This window comes from Rhodococcus sp. IEGM 1351 (assembly GCF_030056875.1).
GTDB classification, from domain to species: Bacteria; Actinomycetota; Actinomycetes; order Mycobacteriales; family Mycobacteriaceae; genus Rhodococcus_F; species Rhodococcus_F opacus.
In genome coordinates this window covers 130026-148637 of sequence record NZ_JASHKU010000008.1, presented here as the reverse complement: position 1 = coordinate 148637, position 18612 = coordinate 130026, and the positions used below count along the sequence as shown (strand labels likewise).

General features: G+C 67.4%; 20 protein-coding genes. 11 read left to right on the top strand and 9 right to left on the bottom strand.

Annotation, left to right across the window (positions count from 1 at the left end):
- Positions 1–36: 36 nt before the first annotated feature.
- Entirely contained in the window at positions 37–1827 is a 1791-nt protein-coding gene (ctaD, locus tag QM806_RS16185) for an aa3-type cytochrome oxidase subunit I (protein WP_011598346.1), read from the bottom strand.
- A gap of 301 nt (positions 1828–2128) precedes the next feature.
- On the opposite strand from ctaD, the gene QM806_RS16180 reads away from it, so the two are divergent.
- Genes QM806_RS16180 through QM806_RS16170 form a run of 3 tightly spaced genes read left to right on the top strand, consistent with a single transcriptional unit; the run spans position 2129 to position 4721 of the window.
- Positions 2129–3136, top strand: a complete 1008-nt coding sequence (locus QM806_RS16180) for an ABC transporter substrate-binding protein (protein WP_054248122.1) — start codon at positions 2129–2131, stop codon at positions 3134–3136.
- Positions 3137–3171: 35 nt separating this feature from the next.
- Positions 3172–4239 (top strand): iron-siderophore ABC transporter substrate-binding protein, encoded by a 1068-nt coding sequence (locus QM806_RS16175; protein ID WP_005566352.1) that lies wholly within the window; start codon positions 3172–3174, stop codon positions 4237–4239.
- A gap of 8 nt (positions 4240–4247) precedes the next feature.
- Complete coding sequence (locus tag QM806_RS16170) at positions 4248–4721, top strand: NUDIX hydrolase (protein ID WP_120659272.1); 474 nt, start codon at positions 4248–4250, stop codon at positions 4719–4721.
- 84 nt (positions 4722–4805) lie between these two features.
- On the opposite strand, the gene nrdF is transcribed toward QM806_RS16170, so the two are convergent.
- The 4 genes from nrdF to QM806_RS16150 all read right to left on the bottom strand — a co-directional run bounded on the left by nrdF (position 4806) and on the right by QM806_RS16150 (position 8788).
- On the bottom strand, positions 4806–5771 hold the full coding sequence (gene nrdF / locus QM806_RS16165; RefSeq protein ID WP_005240291.1) for a class 1b ribonucleoside-diphosphate reductase subunit beta: 966 nt from the start codon (positions 5769–5771) through the stop codon (positions 4806–4808).
- 77 nt (positions 5772–5848) lie between these two features.
- Positions 5849–8032: a class 1b ribonucleoside-diphosphate reductase subunit alpha gene (gene nrdE / locus QM806_RS16160; RefSeq protein WP_037204660.1), complete on the bottom strand. Its 2184-nt coding sequence runs from the start codon at positions 8030–8032 to the stop codon at positions 5849–5851.
- A complete protein-coding gene (gene nrdI / locus QM806_RS16155; protein ID WP_005259574.1) occupies positions 7990–8466 on the bottom strand; it encodes a class Ib ribonucleoside-diphosphate reductase assembly flavoprotein NrdI in 477 nt (158 codons plus the stop codon). Before nrdI ends, nrdE begins: the two co-directional genes overlap by 43 nt.
- A gap of 88 nt (positions 8467–8554) precedes the next feature.
- Positions 8555–8788, bottom strand: a complete 234-nt coding sequence (locus tag QM806_RS16150; protein ID WP_005240286.1) for a redoxin NrdH — start codon at positions 8786–8788, stop codon at positions 8555–8557.
- Positions 8789–9351: 563 nt separating this feature from the next.
- Between QM806_RS16150 and QM806_RS16145 the strand changes: the two genes are divergently transcribed.
- Positions 9352–10185 (top strand): siderophore-interacting protein, encoded by an 834-nt coding sequence (locus QM806_RS16145; RefSeq protein WP_005566356.1) that lies wholly within the window; start codon positions 9352–9354, stop codon positions 10183–10185.
- A gap of 30 nt (positions 10186–10215) precedes the next feature.
- Here the strand turns inward: QM806_RS16145 and QM806_RS16140 are convergent, their stop codons facing one another.
- Positions 10216–10779: an NAD(P)H-dependent oxidoreductase gene (locus QM806_RS16140; RefSeq protein ID WP_005240282.1), complete on the bottom strand. Its 564-nt coding sequence runs from the start codon at positions 10777–10779 to the stop codon at positions 10216–10218.
- 101 nt (positions 10780–10880) lie between these two features.
- Here QM806_RS16140 and QM806_RS16135 point away from each other — a divergent pair, with 101 nt between their 5' ends.
- Positions 10881–11480, top strand: coding sequence for a TetR/AcrR family transcriptional regulator (locus QM806_RS16135; RefSeq protein WP_005240279.1), 600 nt, complete (start codon positions 10881–10883; stop codon positions 11478–11480).
- Between the two features lie 34 nt (positions 11481–11514).
- Entirely contained in the window at positions 11515–12285 is a 771-nt protein-coding gene (locus tag QM806_RS16130; RefSeq protein WP_120659273.1) for an META domain-containing protein, read from the top strand.
- Here QM806_RS16130 and QM806_RS16125 read toward each other — a convergent pair.
- Positions 12282–12833: a nucleosidase gene (locus QM806_RS16125; protein WP_043789679.1), complete on the bottom strand. Its 552-nt coding sequence runs from the start codon at positions 12831–12833 to the stop codon at positions 12282–12284. The genes QM806_RS16130 and QM806_RS16125 overlap by 4 nt on opposite strands.
- Positions 12834–12883: 50 nt before the next feature.
- Here QM806_RS16125 and nadE point away from each other — a divergent pair, with 50 nt between their 5' ends.
- Together nadE and QM806_RS16115 are read left to right on the top strand one after the other, a co-directional pair.
- Complete coding sequence (nadE, locus tag QM806_RS16120; RefSeq protein ID WP_005566362.1) at positions 12884–13723, top strand: NAD(+) synthase; 840 nt, start codon at positions 12884–12886, stop codon at positions 13721–13723.
- A 4-nt stretch (positions 13724–13727) separates the two neighbouring features.
- Positions 13728–14513, top strand: coding sequence for an SDR family oxidoreductase (locus tag QM806_RS16115; RefSeq protein WP_005566364.1), 786 nt, complete (start codon positions 13728–13730; stop codon positions 14511–14513).
- Here the strand turns inward: QM806_RS16115 and QM806_RS16110 are convergent.
- Both QM806_RS16110 and moaA read right to left on the bottom strand, forming a co-directional pair.
- Positions 14510–14767 (bottom strand): MoaD/ThiS family protein, encoded by a 258-nt coding sequence (locus tag QM806_RS16110; RefSeq protein ID WP_005566366.1) that lies wholly within the window; start codon positions 14765–14767, stop codon positions 14510–14512. The genes QM806_RS16115 and QM806_RS16110 overlap by 4 nt on opposite strands.
- Positions 14760–15815, bottom strand: a complete 1056-nt coding sequence (gene moaA, locus QM806_RS16105) for a GTP 3',8-cyclase MoaA (protein ID WP_005259589.1) — start codon at positions 15813–15815, stop codon at positions 14760–14762. The genes QM806_RS16110 and moaA overlap by 8 nt, the downstream gene beginning before the upstream one ends.
- Positions 15816–15937: 122 nt before the next feature.
- Between moaA and QM806_RS16100 the strand changes: the two genes are divergently transcribed.
- From QM806_RS16100 to QM806_RS16090, 3 genes are read left to right on the top strand one after another with little or no spacing between them, the layout of a single operon-like run.
- Positions 15938–17122, top strand: a complete 1185-nt coding sequence (locus QM806_RS16100; RefSeq protein WP_120659276.1) for a molybdopterin molybdotransferase MoeA — start codon at positions 15938–15940, stop codon at positions 17120–17122.
- On the top strand, positions 17119–18093 hold the full coding sequence (gene moaCB / locus QM806_RS16095; RefSeq protein ID WP_283292020.1) for a bifunctional molybdenum cofactor biosynthesis protein MoaC/MoaB: 975 nt from the start codon (positions 17119–17121) through the stop codon (positions 18091–18093). The genes QM806_RS16100 and moaCB overlap by 4 nt, the downstream gene beginning before the upstream one ends.
- Positions 18086–18499, top strand: a complete 414-nt coding sequence (locus tag QM806_RS16090; RefSeq protein WP_025432319.1) for a molybdenum cofactor biosynthesis protein MoaE — start codon at positions 18086–18088, stop codon at positions 18497–18499. The genes moaCB and QM806_RS16090 overlap by 8 nt, the downstream gene beginning before the upstream one ends.
- Positions 18500–18612: the final 113 nt, after the last annotated feature.

Below are 18612 nucleotides of genomic sequence, written 5' to 3'. Positions count from 1 at the left end.
CCGGTGTGGGGGCGGGGCCTTTCCGAAACTGATGTGTCAGCGGCCGGTGTCGGTTCCGGGGTCGCCTTCGTCGCCGACGGTCAGCGGCTCGTGGCGTTCCTTCTCGAGCACGGTGCTGGCGTGCTTGCCACCGTGGCCCGGTCCGACGTGCGCCTCTGCCTTCATCCGCTCGACCATGTGCGGATAGTGCAGCTCGAACGCGGGACGCTCGGAGCGGATGCGCGGCAGCTCGGTGAAGTTGTGCCGCGGCGGCGGGCAGCTGGTGGCCCACTCGAGCGAATTGCCGTAACCCCACGGGTCGTCGACGGTCACGACTTCGCCGTACCGGTAACTCTTGAAGACGTTCCAGATGAACGGCAGCGTCGAGGCACCGAGGACGAACGCGAAGATCGTCGAGAAGGTGTTCAGGAACGTGAAGCCGTCCGAGGGCAGGTAGTCGGCGTAGCGACGCGGCATACCTTCGTTACCCAGCCAGTGCTGGACGAGGAACGTGCCGTGGAAGCCGATGAACGTGGTCCAGAAGTGCCACTTGCCGAGACGCTCGTCCATCATGCGTCCGGTCATCTTCGGGAACCAGAAGTAGATGCCGGCGTAGGTGGCGAACACGACGGTGCCGAAGACCACGTAGTGGAAGTGGGCGACCACGAAGTAGGTGTCCGTGACGTGGAAGTCCAGGGGCGGGCTCGCGAGGATGACGCCGGACAGACCACCGAAGAGGAACGTGATGAGGAAGCCGATGGAGAACAGCATCGGCGACTCGAACGTCAACTGCCCCTTCCACATGGTGCCGATCCAGTTGAAGATCTTCACCCCGGTGGGCACCGCGATCAGGAACGTCATGAACGAGAAGTACGGGAGCAGCACGGCGCCGGTGGCGTACATGTGGTGAGCCCATACCGCGATGGAGAGGGCGGCGATCGCCAGGGTCGCGTAGACCAGGCCGCTGTAACCGAACACGGGCTTACGGCTGAAGACCGGGAAGATCTCCGACACGATGCCGAAGAACGGCAGCGCGATGATGTACACCTCGGGGTGACCGAAGAACCAGAACAGGTGCTGCCACAGCAGCACACCGCCGGTGGCCGGGTCGAAGATGTGGCCACCGAGGTGACGGTCCACGAACAGGCCCATGAATGCAGCGGTCAGCAGCGGGAACGCCAGCAGAATCAGGATGCTGGTGATGAAGATGTTCCACGTGAAGATCGGCATCCGGAACATGGTCATGCCGGGGGCACGCAGGCAGATGACGGTGGTGATCATGTTGACACCACCGAGGATGGTGCCGAGGCCTGCGACCGCGAGGCCCATGACCCAGAGGTCGGCGCCGACGCCCGGGGAGTGCAGGGCACTCGTCAGGGGCGTGTAGGCGGTCCAGCCGAAGTCCGCGGCACCGCCGGGGGTGATGAAGCCGGCGGTCGTGATGATCGCGCCGAACACGTACAGCCAGTAGCTGAACGCGTTGAGTCGCGGGAACGCCACGTCGGGGGCGCCGATCTGCAGCGGCAGGATGTAGTTGGCGAACCCGAACACGATCGGCGTCGCGTACAGCAGCAGCATGATCGTGCCGTGCATCGTGAACAGCTGGTTGAACTGTTCGTTCGACAAGAACTGCATACCGGGCACAGCGAGCTCGGCGCGCATCATCAGGGCCATGAGACCACCGATGAGGAAGAACGCGATCGAGGTCGTCAAGTACATGATTCCGAGCACCTTGGGGTCGGTGGTCGTAATCATTTTGAAGATGAACGAGCCCTTGGGTCCCTGCCGCGGCGGGTAAGGCCTGGCTGCAGCTATCGCGGGGACTGGCTGGGGCGCTACGGCAGTCACTGATCCTCCTGAATGCGCGTCCGTCCCCGGGCTGCGAGGCGAACGGTCTCTGGCTTGCGCTCATCGAATCGTAGACCGTGCCCTGAGCGGCCTCCGACTGGGTCCTACCCACTGTCGTACTTACCCGGACTCAGAGCAAATTGTGGCGCACGCGACCTGCGGTTTGTGGCCCCGGGGAGTGCTCACTGTCACGCGGTCCGGCGTGTCGCACGCGACCGGTCGACACGGATCCCGGACGCTCCGACACGCCGAAACCCCGGTGCTAAGGTTTCGCTCACCTAACTTCTACCAGGAGCACCATGTGAACGTTCTCTCCCGACGCCGGGTCGTCGCCGGCGCGGTCGCACTGGCCGCTGCAGCCACTTTCTCGATCACGTCCTGCTCCAGCAGCGACGACTCCGCCGCCGCATCCAGCACCACCTCGTCGACCGGGCAGTTCCCCCGCACCGTCGACCACTTCCGCGGCAGCACCGAGATCCCGGCCGCGCCGCAGCGCATCGTGGCACTCGACAACAGCTTCACCGACGCCGTCCTCCTCCTCGAGGCGCCGCTCGTCGGATACGTCGACTACCGCGAACCCGGCCTGCCCGACTACCTCGGCTCCTCGCGGGACGAGTTCGCGGCGGAAGCCGAATCGGTGGGCAAGGTCAGCAACGCGAGCCTCGAGCAGATCGCCGCGCTGCAACCCGACCTGATCATCTCCGCCGAAGTGCGCGACGCGAAGAACTACGGGCAACTGTCCGCGATCGCGCCGACCATCTTCACCGAGACGACCGGGCCCACGTGGAAGGACAACATCCGGCTCGTCGGCACGGCACTGGGCAAGGAGGAGCTCGCGGAGCAGAAGATCGGCGCCTACGAGGAGCGGGCCGCCGCCGTCGGCGCGGAGATCAACGACACGGCGTCGAATCCGGTGATCTCCGTCGTCCGGTTCGCGGGCGAGCCGACGGCGCGCCTCTACCGCACGACCTCGTTCAGCGGGATCGTCCTGTCGGACGCCGGGCTCGCCCGTCCGCAGAGCCAGGGCCCCGATCCGGCCGATCCGGACAACATCATGCAAGCCATCAGCCCCGAGCTGATCAGCGGGGCGGAGGGCGACGCCATCTTCGTCAGCACCTGGCAGGACCCGGCCGGCAAGAGCGCCGAAGCGGCCAAGCCGTTCCTGGAGAGCCCGTTGTGGCAGACGCTGAAGGGACGCAAGATCGACGTCGACGACGCCCGCTGGATGTCGCCGGTCAGCATCCAAGGCGCGCATCTCATCCTCGACGACCTGTCGGACACGTTCGGGGTGGACAAGCACAGCGGCTAACCTGAACGCGCCCGCACACACAGGAAGTCGCCGAATTGTCCCCTCGTAGGTTTTCCGCCCGCCGCGCGTCCACCGGTCTCGTCGCCGCCGTCGCTGCGCTCGCAGTCGCCGGCTGCTCTCAACCGTCCGACGACGATCCCGCGGCGTCCATCGTCCGGACCACCACGCAAATCGCCGGAGCCGGCGTGGTCGGCATCGAGAGGGACACCACGACCGCCTGCGCCGAGCCGGCCCCGGTCGACGCCGCACTCGCGGCCGGCTCGACGCACCGGGTGGTCCACACGAAGGGCGAGAGCGAGGTTCCGTCCGATCCGCAGCGGATCGTGGTACTCGACAGCGCCGCGCTGGACGCGGTGTGCGCACTCGGTATGTGGGAGAACGTGGTCGGCGCGGCGACCGTCGACGGGGACTCGCCGCAACCCGGATACCTCGGCACGGGCATCTCCGAGATCCCGAGTGTCGGATCCGTCGATGCCCCGGACGTGAACAAGATCGCGCAGGCGGACCCGGACCTGATCCTCGGATCGAGTCCGGCGTCCGACCAGCTGGACGGCGCGCTCTCCCCCATCGCGCCCACCGTGTTCGTCGGCTCCGACCCCGTGTACTGGAAGGCGCAGTTCCTCCTCGCCGGCAACGCCCTGGGCCGCGCCGACGCGGCGACGGCCGCACTGGAGCTGTACCAGCAGGACGCGAAGCAACTCGGCGTCGACATCGATGCCGCGCAGACGCAGGCCTCCGTCGTCCGCTTCGGCGCCGACAGCATGGAGGTCGAGGGTCCGGCCACGTTCGCCGGCCAGGTCCTCACCGACGCCGGTGTGCGGCGACCCGCGTATCAGAACCTCGACGGCGCAGTCACCGAACCGATCTCCGAATCCGACATCGATCAGGCCGAGGGCGACCTCATCTACGCCGTCCTGGACGGCGAGGAGGGCACCGCGCACGCGGAGGACGTCATGTCCGGTGAGGCCTGGGAAGACCTCGAGGCGGCCTCCGACAAGCGGGTCTTCGCCGTCGAGGGTGACGTGTGGGGCGGAAACGGTGTCGTCGCCGCGCGCGCGATGCTCACCGACCTGCGGAACACGCTGAACGGTTACGTCGGCTAGGAGGCCCGGTGCCCGTCCCCGAGTTCGTCACCGCCCTGCGCGGCCACGTCGGCACTGCGCCGCTGTGGCTGTCCGGGGTGAGTGTCGTCGTGCGTGACGCCGACGGCCGGGTGCTGCTGACCCGGCGCGTCGACAACGGCAAATGGGCCGTCGTGTCCGGCATCCTCGAACCTGGGGAGGAACCCGGACCCGCCGCCCTGCGTGAGGTGCGCGAGGAAACCGGCGTCGACGCGGAACTGGTCCGGATCACGAGCGTCGACGTCACCGACCCGATCACCTACCCGAACGGCGACGTCGCGCAGTATCTCGACGTGTGCTTCCTCGCGCGGCACCTGATCGGGGAGGCTTCCGTGTCGGACGACGAAAACCACGACGTCGCCTGGTTCTTCCCCGACGCGCTGCCGCCGGACCTCACCCCGTCGTCGCGGCTGCGGCTCGACAAGGCGCTGCAGGACGAGCCCGAGGCGTGGTTCCGCCGCTGAACGCAGTTCGCCCAATGCCACACCGGTGCAGTCGAACTTAACCGGTGTGACATTGGGCGACAGCTCTGGAAGTCGCGAGCGGGCCTAGAAGTCCCAGTCCTCGTCTTCGGTGTTGACGGCCTTGCCGATGACGTAGGAGCTGCCCGAGCCGGAGAAGAAGTCGTGGTTCTCGTCCGCGTTGGGTGAGAGCGCCGACAGGATCGCCGGGTTGACGTCCGTCTCGTCCTTGGGGAACAGACCCTCGTAGCCGAGATTCATCAGCGCCTTGTTCGCGTTGTACCGCAGGAACTTCTTGACGTCTTCGGTGAGGCCCACCTCGTCGTAGAGGTCCTGGGTGTAGTCGACCTCGTTGTCGTAGAGCTCGAAGAGCAACTCGAACGTGTAGTTCTTGAGGTCGTCGCGCTCGGCCTCGGTGAGCTGCTCGAGCCCCTTCTGGTACTTGTAGCCGATGTAGTACCCGTGCACGGCCTCGTCGCGGATGATGAGGCGGATGAGGTCGGCGGTGTTGGTGAGCTTCGCCCGCGACGACCAGTACATCGGCAGATAGAAGCCCGAGTAGAACAGGAAGCTCTCGAGCAGGGTGGATGCCACCTTGCGCTTGAGCGGCTCGTCGCCCTGGTAGTAGTCCATGACGATCTCGGCCTTGCGCTGCAGGTTCGGGTTCTCCTCGGACCAGCGGAAGGCGTCGTCGATGTCGCGGGTGGAGCACAGTGTCGAGAAGATCGAGCTGTAGCTCTTGGCGTGCACCGACTCCATGAACGCGATGTTGGTGTACACCGCCTCTTCGTGCGGGGTGATGGCGTCGGGGATGAGGCTGACGGCGCCCACGGTGCCCTGAATGGTGTCGAGGAGCGTCAGCCCCGTGAACACCCGCATCGTGAGCTGCTTCTCTTGCGGCGTGAGCGTCCCCCACGACGGGATGTCGTTGGACACCGGCACCTTTTCGGGCAGCCAGAAGTTGCCGACGAGACGGTCCCACACCTCGGCGTCCTTCTCGTCCTGGACGCGGTTCCAGTTGATCGCGGATACGCGACTCACCAGCTTGACCATTGATTCCTCACTTCGTTCGGCTGTGAGTACTTGTCAACCGCCGGCGGTTGACAAGTACTCACGGGCGGCGGAGCCGCCTACAGCATGCAGGAAACGCAACCTTCGACCTCGGTACCCTCCAGAGCCATCTGACGCAGCCGGATGTAGTACAGCGTCTTGATGCCCTTGCGCCACGCGTAGATCTGCGCCTTGTTGATGTCGCGGGTGGTGGCGGTGTCCTTGAAGAACAGCGTCAGCGACAGCCCCTGGTCGACGTGCTGCGTCGCCGCGGCATAGGTGTCGACGATCTTCTCGTACCCGATCTCGTAGGCATCCTGGTAGTACTCCAGGTTGTCGTTGGTCAGGTAGGGCGCCGGGTAGTAGACGCGGCCGATCTTGCCTTCCTTGCGGATCTCGATCTTGGACGCCACCGGGTGGATGGAGCTGGTGGAGTAGTTGATGTACGAGATCGACCCCGTCGGCGGGACGGCCTGCAGGTTCTGGTTGTAGATGCCGTACTTCTGCACGGACGCCTTCAGCTCGCGCCAGTCGTCCTGCGTCGGGATGTGCACACCGGACTCGGCGAACAGCTGCCGCACCCGCTCCGTCTTCGGCTCCCACACCTGATCGGTGTACTTGTCGAAGTACTCGCCGGACGCGTACTTGGACTGCGGGAAGCCCTTGAAGTGGGTGCCCCGCTCGATGGCGATCCGGTTGGACGCCCGCACCGCGTGGAACACGACGGTGTAGAAGTAGATGTTCGTGAAGTCGATGCCCTCGTCGGAGCCGTAGAAGATCCGCTCACGGGCCAGGTACCCGTGCAGGTTCATCTGGCCGAGGCCGATGGCGTGAGAGTCGTTGTTGCCCTGCTCGATCGACGGCACCGAGTAGATGTGCGTCTGATCGGACACCGCGGTGAGGGCTCGGATCGACACCTCGATGGTGCGTGCGAAGTCGGGCGAGTCCATGGTCTTCGCGATGTTCAGCGAGCCGAGGTTGCAGGAGATGTCCTTGCCGACCTCGCTGTACGAGAGGTCGTCGTTGAACACTGACGGCGTCGAGACCTGCAGGATCTCCGAGCACAGGTTGGAGTGGGTGATCTTGCCCTCGATGGGGTTGGCCCGGTTCACCGTGTCCTCGAACATGATGTAGGGGTAGCCCGACTCGAATTGCAGCTCTGCGATGGTCTGGAAGAACTCGCGCGCCTTGATCTTCGACTTGCGGATCCGCTTGTCGTCGACCATCTCGTAGTACTTCTCGGTGACGTTGACGTCCGCGAACGGGACACCGTAGATGCGCTCGACGTCGTACGGCGAGAACAGGTACATGTCCTCGTTCTTCTTCGCCAGCTCGAACGTGATGTCCGGGATGACCACACCCAGCGACAGCGTCTTGATGCGGATCTTCTCGTCGGCGTTCTCCCGCTTGGTGTCGAGGAAGCGGTAGATGTCCGGGTGGTGCGCGTGCAGGTACACCGCGCCTGCGCCCTGACGCGCGCCGAGCTGGTTGGCGTACGAGAAGGAGTCCTCGAGCAGCTTCATGATCGGGATGACACCGGAGCTCTGGTTCTCGATCTTCTTGATCGGGGCACCGTGCTCGCGAACATTGCTGAGCAGCAACGCAACTCCGCCGCCGCGCTTGGACAGCTGCAGCGCCGAGTTGATGGAGCGGCCGATGGACTCCATGTTGTCCTCGATGCGCAGCAGGAAGCAGGACACGGGCTCGCCGCGCTGCTTCTTGCCGGAGTTGAGGAACGTGGGGGTGGCGGGCTGGAACCGGCCGGCGATGATCTCGTCGACGAGCTTGGTCGCCAGTTCCTCGTCGCCGGCGGCGAGCGTGAGGGCGACCATGCAGACGCGGTCCTCGAATCGCTCCAGGTAACGCTTGCCGTCGAACGTCTTCAGCGTGTACGAGGTGTAGTACTTGAACGCGCCCAGGAACGTCGGGAAGCGGAACTTCTTCGAGTAGGCGTGCTCGATCAGCGACTTCACGAACGCGCGCGAGTACTGGTCGAGGACCTCGGGCTCGTAGTAGTTCTCCTCCACGAGGTAGTCGAGCTTCTCGTCCAGGTTGTGGAAGAAGACGGTGTTCTGGTTGACGTGCTGCAGGAAGTACTGGCGGGCGGCGGCGACGTCCTTGTCGAACTGGATCTCGCCGTTGGGGCCGTACAGGTTGAGCATTGCGTTGAGTGCGTGGTAATCGAGACCGTTCGTCGAGTCTCCACCGCGCGCGTCGCGCTCTACGCTCCCCGCGTCGATGGTGTCTGTGATGGTCGGCGCCACTTCTCGTGCTCCTCGTCGTCTAAGTGATCCCAGAATTCACCCAGACCGGCCCTGACCCGCTCGACGTCCTCGGCTGTGCCCATGAGTTCGAAGCGGTAGAGGTAGGGAACGTGGCATTTCTGAGAAATGATGTTTCCTGCAAAGCAATAGGACTCACCGAAATTGGTGTTTCCTGCCGCGATCACTGCTCGGATCAGCGACCTGTTGTGTGTGTTGTTGAGAAATCGGATGACCGGCTTCGGGACGTAACTGGTGTCGCGGCCCATGGCCGTCGTTCCCCCGCCATACGTGGGGACGATCAGCACGTAGGGTTCGCGAACCTCGAAGGTGCCCTCGCGGTCGTGAATGGGTATGCGCGTCGCAGGCAGCCCGAGCCGCTGGACGAATCGGTGCGTGTTCTCCGAGGCGCTGGAGAAGTACACCAGCGATGTCATCGGTTTCCACCATCCGGACTAGTACTACCGTTTACTGCCGCTCGGGAATCGGATCGAATTCCGCCTCGGGCGGTGCGATCGCCTCGCTTCAAGCAGCGTTTGCCGAGAGGGTCTTGATGCGGTCGGGGCGGAAGCCCGACCAGTGCTCGTCACCGGCCACGATCACGGGCGCCTGCAGGTATCCCAGTGCCATGACGTAGTCCCGGGCCTCGGGGTCTTCGGTGATGTCGACGACGGAGTATTCGATACCCGCCTTGTCGAGGGCCCGGTAGGTGGCATTGCACTGAACGCAAGCGGGCTTGGTGTAGACGGTGATGCTCATGAAGTCCCTCTTTCCACTGCCGAATGGAGCTGACGAAGTGTGTGTTCAGCGCACTGAGACTTCCCCTGATCGAGATGGCGGTGACCCCCGATGGAGATGCTCACCGAGTCGGTTCTCGTTGTGGTCTCTCAGTGCTCAAGACACTACACCTAGTGGCCGACAGAAACACTTAACCCGAGATGTTGTGAGTCACATTGATGAAATTCCCAGGTCGTCATCCCGCGGACCATAAATTTCGTGCTCGCTCCGGCGTGTCACACATCACATTTTCGGCGTGACGCGGAACACCCCTCGCATCGCGCTCGTGCACTGGAGGCTCCGGGAGCTTACGTCACCTCCGAGGACACGCCCGCATCCGCGGCGCAGGCCCCGGGAGAGCACCGTCCGGACCGGCCGCAGAGGACTCCGCCGGACCACGGCGGCGCCCTCCGAGCGGCGTACTCGTCACACCCGGAGGCGCCGCTTCCCGGCCGCCTGCGGCCGGGCACACCGGGGCGTCGCGTACGACGCGCCCCCACGCTTGCCGACCGGTAACTGCCGGGCCGTCCCGCTACCGTGAGCGCATGTCCGACGACTCCCTGGACCACCTCGACTGGTCGGCACCCGTGGCGCGCACGCGGCGGGTGACGCCGAACATGCAGAGGATCACCCTCGCGGGCGGAGATCTCGGTCGATTCGAGTCCAGCGGAAGGCCGGACGAGCGCCTGCTCCTCGCCTTCCCGCCCGACGGCGAAGAGAAACGCAGCTACACCGTGCGTCGCTGGGACCCGGACGCACAGGAGATGGACATCGATTTCGCCGTCCATGCGGGCGGGACCGCAGCACACTGGGCCGCGGGCGCGCGCCCGGGCGAGACGCTCGGGTTCTCGACCGCCTCGGGGTGGTACGCGCCGCCCGCCGACACCGAGTGGCAGCTCCTCGTCGCCGACATGACGGCACTGCCCGCGGTGGGCCGGATCGTCGAGGAGCTACCCGGCTCGGCGCGGGTACACGTGATCGCGGAGGTCACCACCCCCGAGGACCGGCAGCAGTTCGCCACCGATGCCGCGCTGACCGTGACGTGGCTGGACGGGAGCGGAAACGGCGCCGGCGACAGCCTGCTCGCCGAGGCGGCCCGCGACTGGCCGCGACCGGATGCACCGGGATACGTGTGGTTCGCGGGCGAGGCAAGGGTGTCGCGGGCGGTGCGACGCTGGTTGCGCCACGACCTGCGCTGGCATGCGGACCGCTACGACGTCATCGGTTACTGGCGCGACAACAAGGAGGAGTGGGTCGCGCGGTACGAGACGGTGCGCGAACAGATAGAAGCCGCCAGGGACTCTGCCCTGGCGGCCGGTGAAGACTTCGACTCGGTGCGCGACGCCGTCGACGCAGCCCTGGATCGGACCGGGCTGTAGCGACGGCGGCGCCGCGCGCGAGCGGAATCGTCAGGCGTCGACGAGCTGCTTCGTGGCGTCGACGAGGCTGGCGACGACGTCGGCAACCTGCTGCGCGACCTCCGCGTTCTCGCGCGGGTGCCGGTCGCCGAACTTGTCGATCGTGCCGCCGATGGCGAGGGTGACGTCCTCGAGGACCTTGCCACCTGCGATGCGGACGGCCTTGCGGGTGTCCTCGTGCGCCCACTGGGCACCGTTGCCGCTGGGCGAGGCGCTGATGACGGCGACGGGCTTGTCCTTCACGGCACCGGTGCCGTACGGCCGGGAGATCCAGTCGATGGCGTTCTTGAGGACGGCGGGGATGGTGCCGTTGTACTCGGGCGTGAGGAGCAGGAGCGCGTCGGCCCGGCCGGCGGCGTCGCGCAGCGCCTCGACGGCGGGGATGGAACCGGCGACGTCGATGTCCTCGTTGTAGAAGGGGACGTCTCCGAGGCCGTCGAACACGGTCACCTCGGCACCCTCGGGCGCCACGGCGATCGCGGTCTCGGCGAGCTGACGGTTGACCGAGGCGGCGCGCAGGCTGCCGACGAGAACGAGAACGTTGGTCTGTGACATGTCAATAATCCTTCGATGGTGCGTAGGGCGACTCGTGAACATGTATAGCAACTAAACGGACCGCGGTCCACTTATGTTCCCGTCACGGTAGGATGCGAGGCGTGACCAGTCCCCTCCTGCCCCAGATCGGGGTCGATCCCCCCGAACGCGGAGACGCCGCACGTAATCGGCGTCTTCTGCTCGACGCGGCCGCGCTGCTGGTCGCGGAGCGCGGCGTCGACGCCGTCACGATGGACGCGGTCGCCTGCAAGGCCGGTGTGGGCAAGGGCACAGTGTTCCGCCGGTTCGGCAGCCGGTCGGGCCTCATGCACGCACTCCTCGACCACACCGAACGGGAACTCCAGCAGTCCTTCATGTTCGGTCCACCGCCGCTCGGTCCGGGCGCCGACCCGATCGACCGGCTGATCGCCTTCGGGCACGCCCGCATCGCGATCGTCGAGGTACAGGGTGAGGTCCAGCGCGCGGCCGAGAATTCCCTCGAGTTCCGTTTCGCCGCACCCGCCCGGGCGGTGTCCGTGCGCCACGTCGTGTCCCTGCTCCGCGCGGCCGGGGTGCACGGCGACCACGAACTGCTCGCCTGTTCCCTGCTCGCACCGCTCGAGGCCACGCTGGTACTGCACGAACTGCGCGACCTCGGGATGTCCGTGGAACGTCTCGGCGACGCGTGGGAGGACCTGATCCGGCGCGTCACCCGATGTTGATCCCGAATCCGGACAATTTGTCTAACCTCGGGGAATGCGCACCACCGCCACCGTTCTCGGCCTCCTGACGTTCGCCTCGCTCACCGCATGCGACGGGGACGCGCAGACCACGCCGCCGGATCCCGCGGGCCGCACCTACATCTCCACCTCCGTCGAGGGCGATCCCATTCCCGGCGGTGGGCCGCTCGTGCTCGGCTTCACCGACCCCGGACGCCTCTCCGTCGAGGCCGGATGCAATCAGGGCAGCGCCGACGTCGACCTGTCCGGCGGGAAGGTCGTGGCAGGTCCGCTCGCGATGACGCTGATGGCGTGTCCGGGAGAGGCCGCCGGCGCGGACGCCTGGGTGGCGGCGCTGCTCGACGCGCAGCCGAACTGGACCCTCGGCGGCGACACGCTCACCCTCACCACGCCCACCGGTTCGGTGACGCTGACGGACGAGAAGGTCGTCCGGCCGGGTCGGCCCGTCGTCGGGACCACCTGGACGGTCACCGCGCTGATCAGCCCGGACGCGGTCACGACGACGGCGGCACTGGAGAGAACGGCACCCCAGTTGTTGATCGCCGGCGACGGTTCGGCGTCCGGCTTCACCGGCTGCAACCGCATGACCGGGACCGCGGACGTGCAGCAGAGTTCGATCTTGTTCAGCCCCTGGGCCACCACCCGGATGGCGTGCCCCCCGGACGTCTCGGAGGTCGAGCGTGCCGTCCTCGCGGCGTTGACCGGGGAGACCGGTTACAGCGTCCATTCGGACTCGCTGCGGCTGGTCAACAGCGACGGAATCGGGCTGACACTGCGGGCGAGCTAGAGAGCCGCGAGCCAGCGCCCGAGTTCCCGGGCGCTCGCATCGATCCGGGCGGGCCAGTCCAGTGCCGAGTCGTCGGCCGTGTCGCTGACGTGCTTGACCAGCCGGCACCGGGCGCCGCCGCGAGCGCTGGCATAGGCGACCGCGAAACCCTCCATGTCGACGAGGTCGGCTCGGCGGGCGAGCACGTCGCGCACACCGGCGTCGGACACGAACAGGTCGCCGGTCGCGAGCACGGAGCCGTCGCCGTCCGGCAGGGCGAGGAGATCGGCCACCTCGTGCCCGAGCGCCCGGATGGCGTCGCCACTGATGTCGTGGTTGAGCACGGTCGACGGCGTGAACAGGCCGCTGTGGTGCTCGTGCAACGCACCGGCGGTGCCGATGTTGACGACGAGCGGTTTGTCCGTTCGCGGGTAGTCGGCGAGTGCGGACGCCACGGCCACGGCGGCGCTCACCTTGCCGATCCCGGTGATCAGGACCTCGAACTCGGACGGGACGTGCACCGCCTCCGCCTTGGTCGCGCTGACCACCAGAACGCCCGATCTCCTCATGCGCGGAACCGTACCCTGCACTCGTCAGGGGCACTCGCTAGAGTTCTGTCATGGCGAATCTACGTGCGCAGATCCTCGAGGAACTCGGTGCCCAGCCCACCATCGATGCGGCTGACGAGATCCGCAAACGTGTTCAGTTCCTGAAGGACTACCTGCTGTCGACCCCGGCCAGGGGATTCGTCCTCGGCATCAGCGGCGGTCAGGACAGCACCCTCACCGGACGCCTCGCCCAGCTCGCGGCGAGCGAATTGCGCGACGAGGGCCACGACGCCGAGTTCGTCGCCGTGCGGCTGCCCTACGGCACCCAGGCCGACGAGTCCGACGCGCAGATCGCCCTCGACTTCATCAAGCCCGACCGGTCGGTGGTCGTCAACGTGAAGCCCGGCGCGGACGCCACCGCGAAGGAGTCGTCCGAGGCGCTGCGCGACATCATCGGCGACGGCGGCGAACTCCGCGACTTCGTCCGCGGAAACATCAAGGCCCGCGAACGCATGGTGATCCAGTACTCGATCGCCGGCCAGCTCGGATACCTCGTGGTCGGCACCGACCATGCCGCCGAGGCGATCACCGGCTTCTTCACCAAGTTCGGCGACGGCGGCGTGGACGTCACCCCGTTGACCGGGTTGTCCAAGCGTCAGGGCGCCGAACTCCTGCGCGAACTCGGCGCACCGGAGAGCACGTGGAAGAAGGTCCCCACCGCCGACCTCGAGGACGATCGCCCCGCCCTCCCCGACGAGGAAGCGCTCGGCGTCACGTACGCACAGATCGACGACTACCTCGAGGGCAAGGACGTGCCGGACGCCGTCGCCCAGAAGCTCGAGACCATGTTCCTGAATACCCGCCACAAGCGCACGGTCCCGGTGACCCCGCTCGACACGTGGTGGCGGTGACCCGATGGTCCAGGCGCTGGTCGCGGGCGGTACCGGCACTGCAGGCCGGCAGGTGGTCAAGGAGTTCCTCGCGCGTGGTCACTCCGTCCGGGTCCTGACCCGGCACGGCGGCGCGCCGGGCAGCGAGATCGCCCATTTCCACGGTGATCTCGTCACCGGTGACGGCCTCGCGGAGGCCCTCGACGGTGTCGACGTCGTGGTGGACACCACCGACGGCAAGACCCGCGGAACCCGGGCCGTGCTCGAGAAGGGGGCCGAGAACCTCCTCGCCACCGCGGACGGCGCGGGAGTCGGACGCGCCGTCCTGCTCTCCATCGTCAACGTCGACCGAAGCGAATTCCCTTACTACCGGGCGAAGCGGAAGCAGGAACGGGTCTACGAGAGTGCCGCGATGGAGACGTCGATCGTCCGGGCGACCCAGTTCCACGACTTCATTCCCATGATCGCGAAGCCGGCGAGCCGGACCGGGTTGATCCCCGCCTTCTCCAAGACGAGCTTCCAGACCATCGACACCAGAGACGTCGCGACCGCGCTGGTCGACGCCGCCCTGGCCGCCGAACCGGCGCCGGAGGAGCCGATCACGATCGGTGGCCCGGAGGTTCGCACCGCCCGCGATCTGACGGCGGCGTGGAAGAAGGCCACCGGGACGCACGGGTTCGTCGTGAACGTGCCTCTTCCCGGCGCGATGGGTCAGTTCTTTCGGGACGAGTCGAACCTGGTGCCCGACAATCGGTTCGGAACGATCACGTTCGACCGGTGGCTGGCCGACTCCGTGAACGCGGCCCGCTAGCCGCCGGCGAACGGCGGCAGCACGTCCACCTGCGTGCCGGCGGTGCGGGTCAGATCGCGCGTCAGCTCGGAGTCCACCAGGAAGGCGGAGACTGACAGCACCTGCTGCATGTCGGGACCGTACTTGGCGAGGAGAAGTGCCTTCACCTGGCCGAGATCCGCGCCGGCCGGAAGGTCGAGCGTTTCCTTGGTGCAGCCTGCCGCGTCGGCGGCGGCCGCGAAGTACCGCACCGAAATGCCCGTCACGTCATCCACCGATTGCTCCCATGCTGCGTTGCGGCGGCGCGAAGCCGTCCGCGTTGATTCCGTGGCCCGCCCACTTGTTCCACATCGCGCCGCGCCACAACTGCGCCAGCTCCTCGTCGCCCGCACCCGACCGCAGGGCCGCCCGCAGGTCGATCTCCTGGTCACTGAACAGGCACGACCGTACCGTTCCCTCGGCCGTGAGGCGGGTGCGGTCGCAGTCGGAGCAGAACGAGCGGGTGACGGACGCGATGATCCCGACCGTGGCCGGTCCGCCGTCGACGAGCCACTCCTCGGCGGGCGCCGACGGATCTTCCCTCCCGTGTTCGGTGAGGGTGAACCGCTCGCCGAGGACGGCCAGCAACCGGTCGGCGGCGACCATGTTCTCGCGTGCCCACTCGTGGTCGGCGTCGAGCGGCATCTCCTCGATGAACCGCAGTGCAACGCCCTCGCTCAGGCACCACTCCAGGAGATCGGCCGCTCCACTGAGCGTTTCGGGCATCAGCACCGCGTTGATCTTCAGCGGCGCCAGCCCGGCTCGGGCGGCGGCGCGGATACCGGCGATCACCGACGGCAGCCGGTCGCGCCGCGTCAGTCTCGCGAAGTGCTCACGATCGACCGAGTCGAGGGAGACGTTGACCCGCGTCAGTCCGGCCCGGGCGAGCCCGGCCGCGCGGTGTTCGAGACCTACCGCGTTGGTGGTCATCGCGAGCGGGATCCCCGGCGCGCGCTCGGCGCACCCGGCGATCATCTGCTCGAGATCCACGCGCATCAGCGGCTCGCCCCCGGTGAACCGCACCTCGCGCACTCCGAGCCGGTGGACGGCGATGTCGACGAGCCGGACGATCTCGTCCGCGGTGAGGAGGTTCTCCGCCGGGATGGCGGGCAGGCCTTCCTCGGGCATGCAGTACGTGCAGCGCAGCGAGCACTTCTCGGTGATGGACACCCGCAGGTCACGCGCGACCCGGCCGAACCGGTCGACCAGCTGGTCGACGTCGGGCCTGCCCGCGAGCGAGACCGACGACCGGACGGTCGGGATTCCCATCGCCACTGCCGTCATCGAGTTGCCTTTCGCTGCATCTGTCCAGTATGCCGCGAGGGGGTGACCGTTGTCCGGCGCGGTGCCCTCGTCGCCCTGTCGGAGGGATGCCTAGGATTGGTGACCATGGCCGGAGGAACATCGTGACCGCACGCTCTGTGGAGCAGCACACCCAGCACGTCGCCGAACTCCTCGCGACGCTCCATGAGCGCCCGGCCGAGGAGATTCCGCTCGGCGAGGCACTCGGGCGCGCCCTCGCCGCCGACGTCCACTCCCCCGTCGACCTGCCGTTGTTCCGGAATTCGCAGATGGACGGGTACGCGGTCGACGCCGCATCCGTCACGTCGGTGCCGGCTGTGCTGCCGGTGCTGGGCGTGATCGCCGCGGGACCGGCCGGCGCCACCACCCACACTCCCGGGACCGCCTACCGGATCATGACCGGGGCCCCGATCCCCGACGGCGCCGACGCCGTCGTCCCGGTGGAGGACACGGAGGCCACGGACGGACAGGTCCGCATCGAACGCTCGCGCGCCGCGGGCGAATTCGTGCGCGAGCGCGGCAGCGACGTCCGGGAGGGCACGCTCCTGCTGCCCGCAGGCAGTGTTCTCGCCGCCCGGCACATCGCCGTCCTCGCCGCCGTCGGCCTGCAGCGCGTCCCGGTGCGTCCGCGCCCCCGCGTCGCCGTGATCACCACGGGGGCCGAACTGGTGGACGCCGGGACCACACTGCACCCCGGCGAGATCTACGACTCCAACGGCATCGCCCTCGCGTCGAGCGCCAGGGCCAACGGCGCCGAGGTCGTCTCGATCACCCGCAGCGGCGACGACCCCGCCGAGTTCCGGACCCTGCTCGCGGAGGCGACCACCAGCGCCGATCTCGTCCTCACCTCCGGCGGGGTGTCGATGGGCGACTTCGAGGTGGTCAAGGAGACGCTCTCACCGCTCGGCGCACAGTTCGGTCACGTCGCGATGCAACCGGGCGGCCCGCAGGGCACCGCCGTCGTGGACGGCACGCCCGTCCTCAACTTTCCCGGGAACCCGGTGAGCACGCTCGTCTCGTTCGAGGTGTTCGCGCGTCCCGAGATCCGGCGCGCGGCCGGGCTCCCCGCGACGGAACCCGAGGAACTGCCGCTCGCCGCGGCCGTCACCTCCATTCCCGGCAAGCGGCAGTTCCTCCGCGCACGCCGCACCGATGCCGGAGTCGAACTCGTGTCCGGCCCCGGTTCCCATCTCGTCGCCGCGATGGCATGGGCGGACGTCCTCGTCGACGTTCCCGCCGACGTCACCGCGCTCGACGCCGGCCAACTCGTGAAGGTGATACCCCTATGAGCGACCTGACGCACCTCGACAGTGAGGGCCGCGCCCGCATGGTCGATGTGAGCGCGAAAGCGGACACGACCCGAATCGCGGTGGCCGCGGGGCAATTGGTCACCACACCCGCGGTGATCGAACTGGTCCGGGCCGACGATCTACCCAAGGCGGACGTTCTCGCGACGGCCAGGATCGCCGGGATCTCGGGGGCGAAGAAGACGTCCGAGCTGATTCCGTTGTGCCATCAGCTCGCGCTGTCCTCGGTGAAGCTGGAGTTCGGTTTCACCGACGATGCCATCACGATCGAGGCCACCGCGAAGACGAAGGGCCCGACGGGTGTCGAGATGGAGGCCCTCACCGCCGTGGCGGTGGCCGGATTGACGTTGCACGACATGGTGAAAGCCGTCGACCCTGCCGCGACACTGGACGGTGTCCGGTTGCTCACCAAGGACGGCGGCAAACGCGGACACTGGACGCGTGAGCAGCAGAGCACCGGAATCCCCACGGTGACATCGCGATCCGCGGCCGTTCTGGTCGCCTCGACCGGCGGCGCGAAGGGCACTCGGGAAGACACGACCGGCCCGGTGATCGCCGCGTGGCTCGAGGACCGTGGCTTCACCACCCGGGGTCCGCTGGTCTACGCGGACGCCGACATCGCGGCCGGCCTCGCCGACGCACTGTCCGGCAATCCGGCGCTGATCATCAGCACCGGCGGCACCGGCGTCTCCCCTACGGATGCGACCCCGGAGGCGACCCGCGCGGTGCTCGACCGCGAACTGCCCGGTGTGGCCGACGCCATCCGGTATCGCGGGACGGAGGTCACCCCGCACGCCTCGCTGAGCCGCGGACTCGCGGGTGTGGCGAACGGCACAGTCGTGGTGAATCTGCCCGGTTCGCCGGGCGGCGTCAAGGACGGATTGTCCGTCCTCGACCCCATCGTCGACCATCTCCTCGCTCAGGTCGCCGGCGGAGGTGCGCACGATGCCTGACATCCTCGCCCAGATCTCGGATCAACCCCTCGATCCCGCCGTCGTCGACGCCGCCGTGGCCGGGCCCGAGCACGGCGCCGTCGTGGTGTTCACCGGAGTCGTGCGCAATCACGATGGCGGACAATCCGTTTCGGACCTCGAATACCAGTCGCACCCGGACGCCGAACGCTTCCTCCGTACCGTGTGCGAGGAGGTCGCGGCGTCCACCGGACTGCCCGTGGCGGCCATCCACCGGGTCGGATCCCTCACCGTCGGCGACCTCGCGGTGGTCGCCGCGGTCGCCGCACCACACCGCGCCGAGGCGTTCGCCGCGTGCGCCGAACTCGTGGAGCGCATCAAGCACGAGGTACCCATCTGGAAGCGGCAGAAATTCGCCGACGGGGCCTCGGAATGGGTCGGTTTGTGACTCCTCGGTCGGACCGTTCGGCTGCCACCGGGTAGAGTGGCGATCACTAGGTGACCACGACGGTCATCCAGCGTCGTAGAACGCATTCAGTTCGGTCACCCGAATCCTGTTGG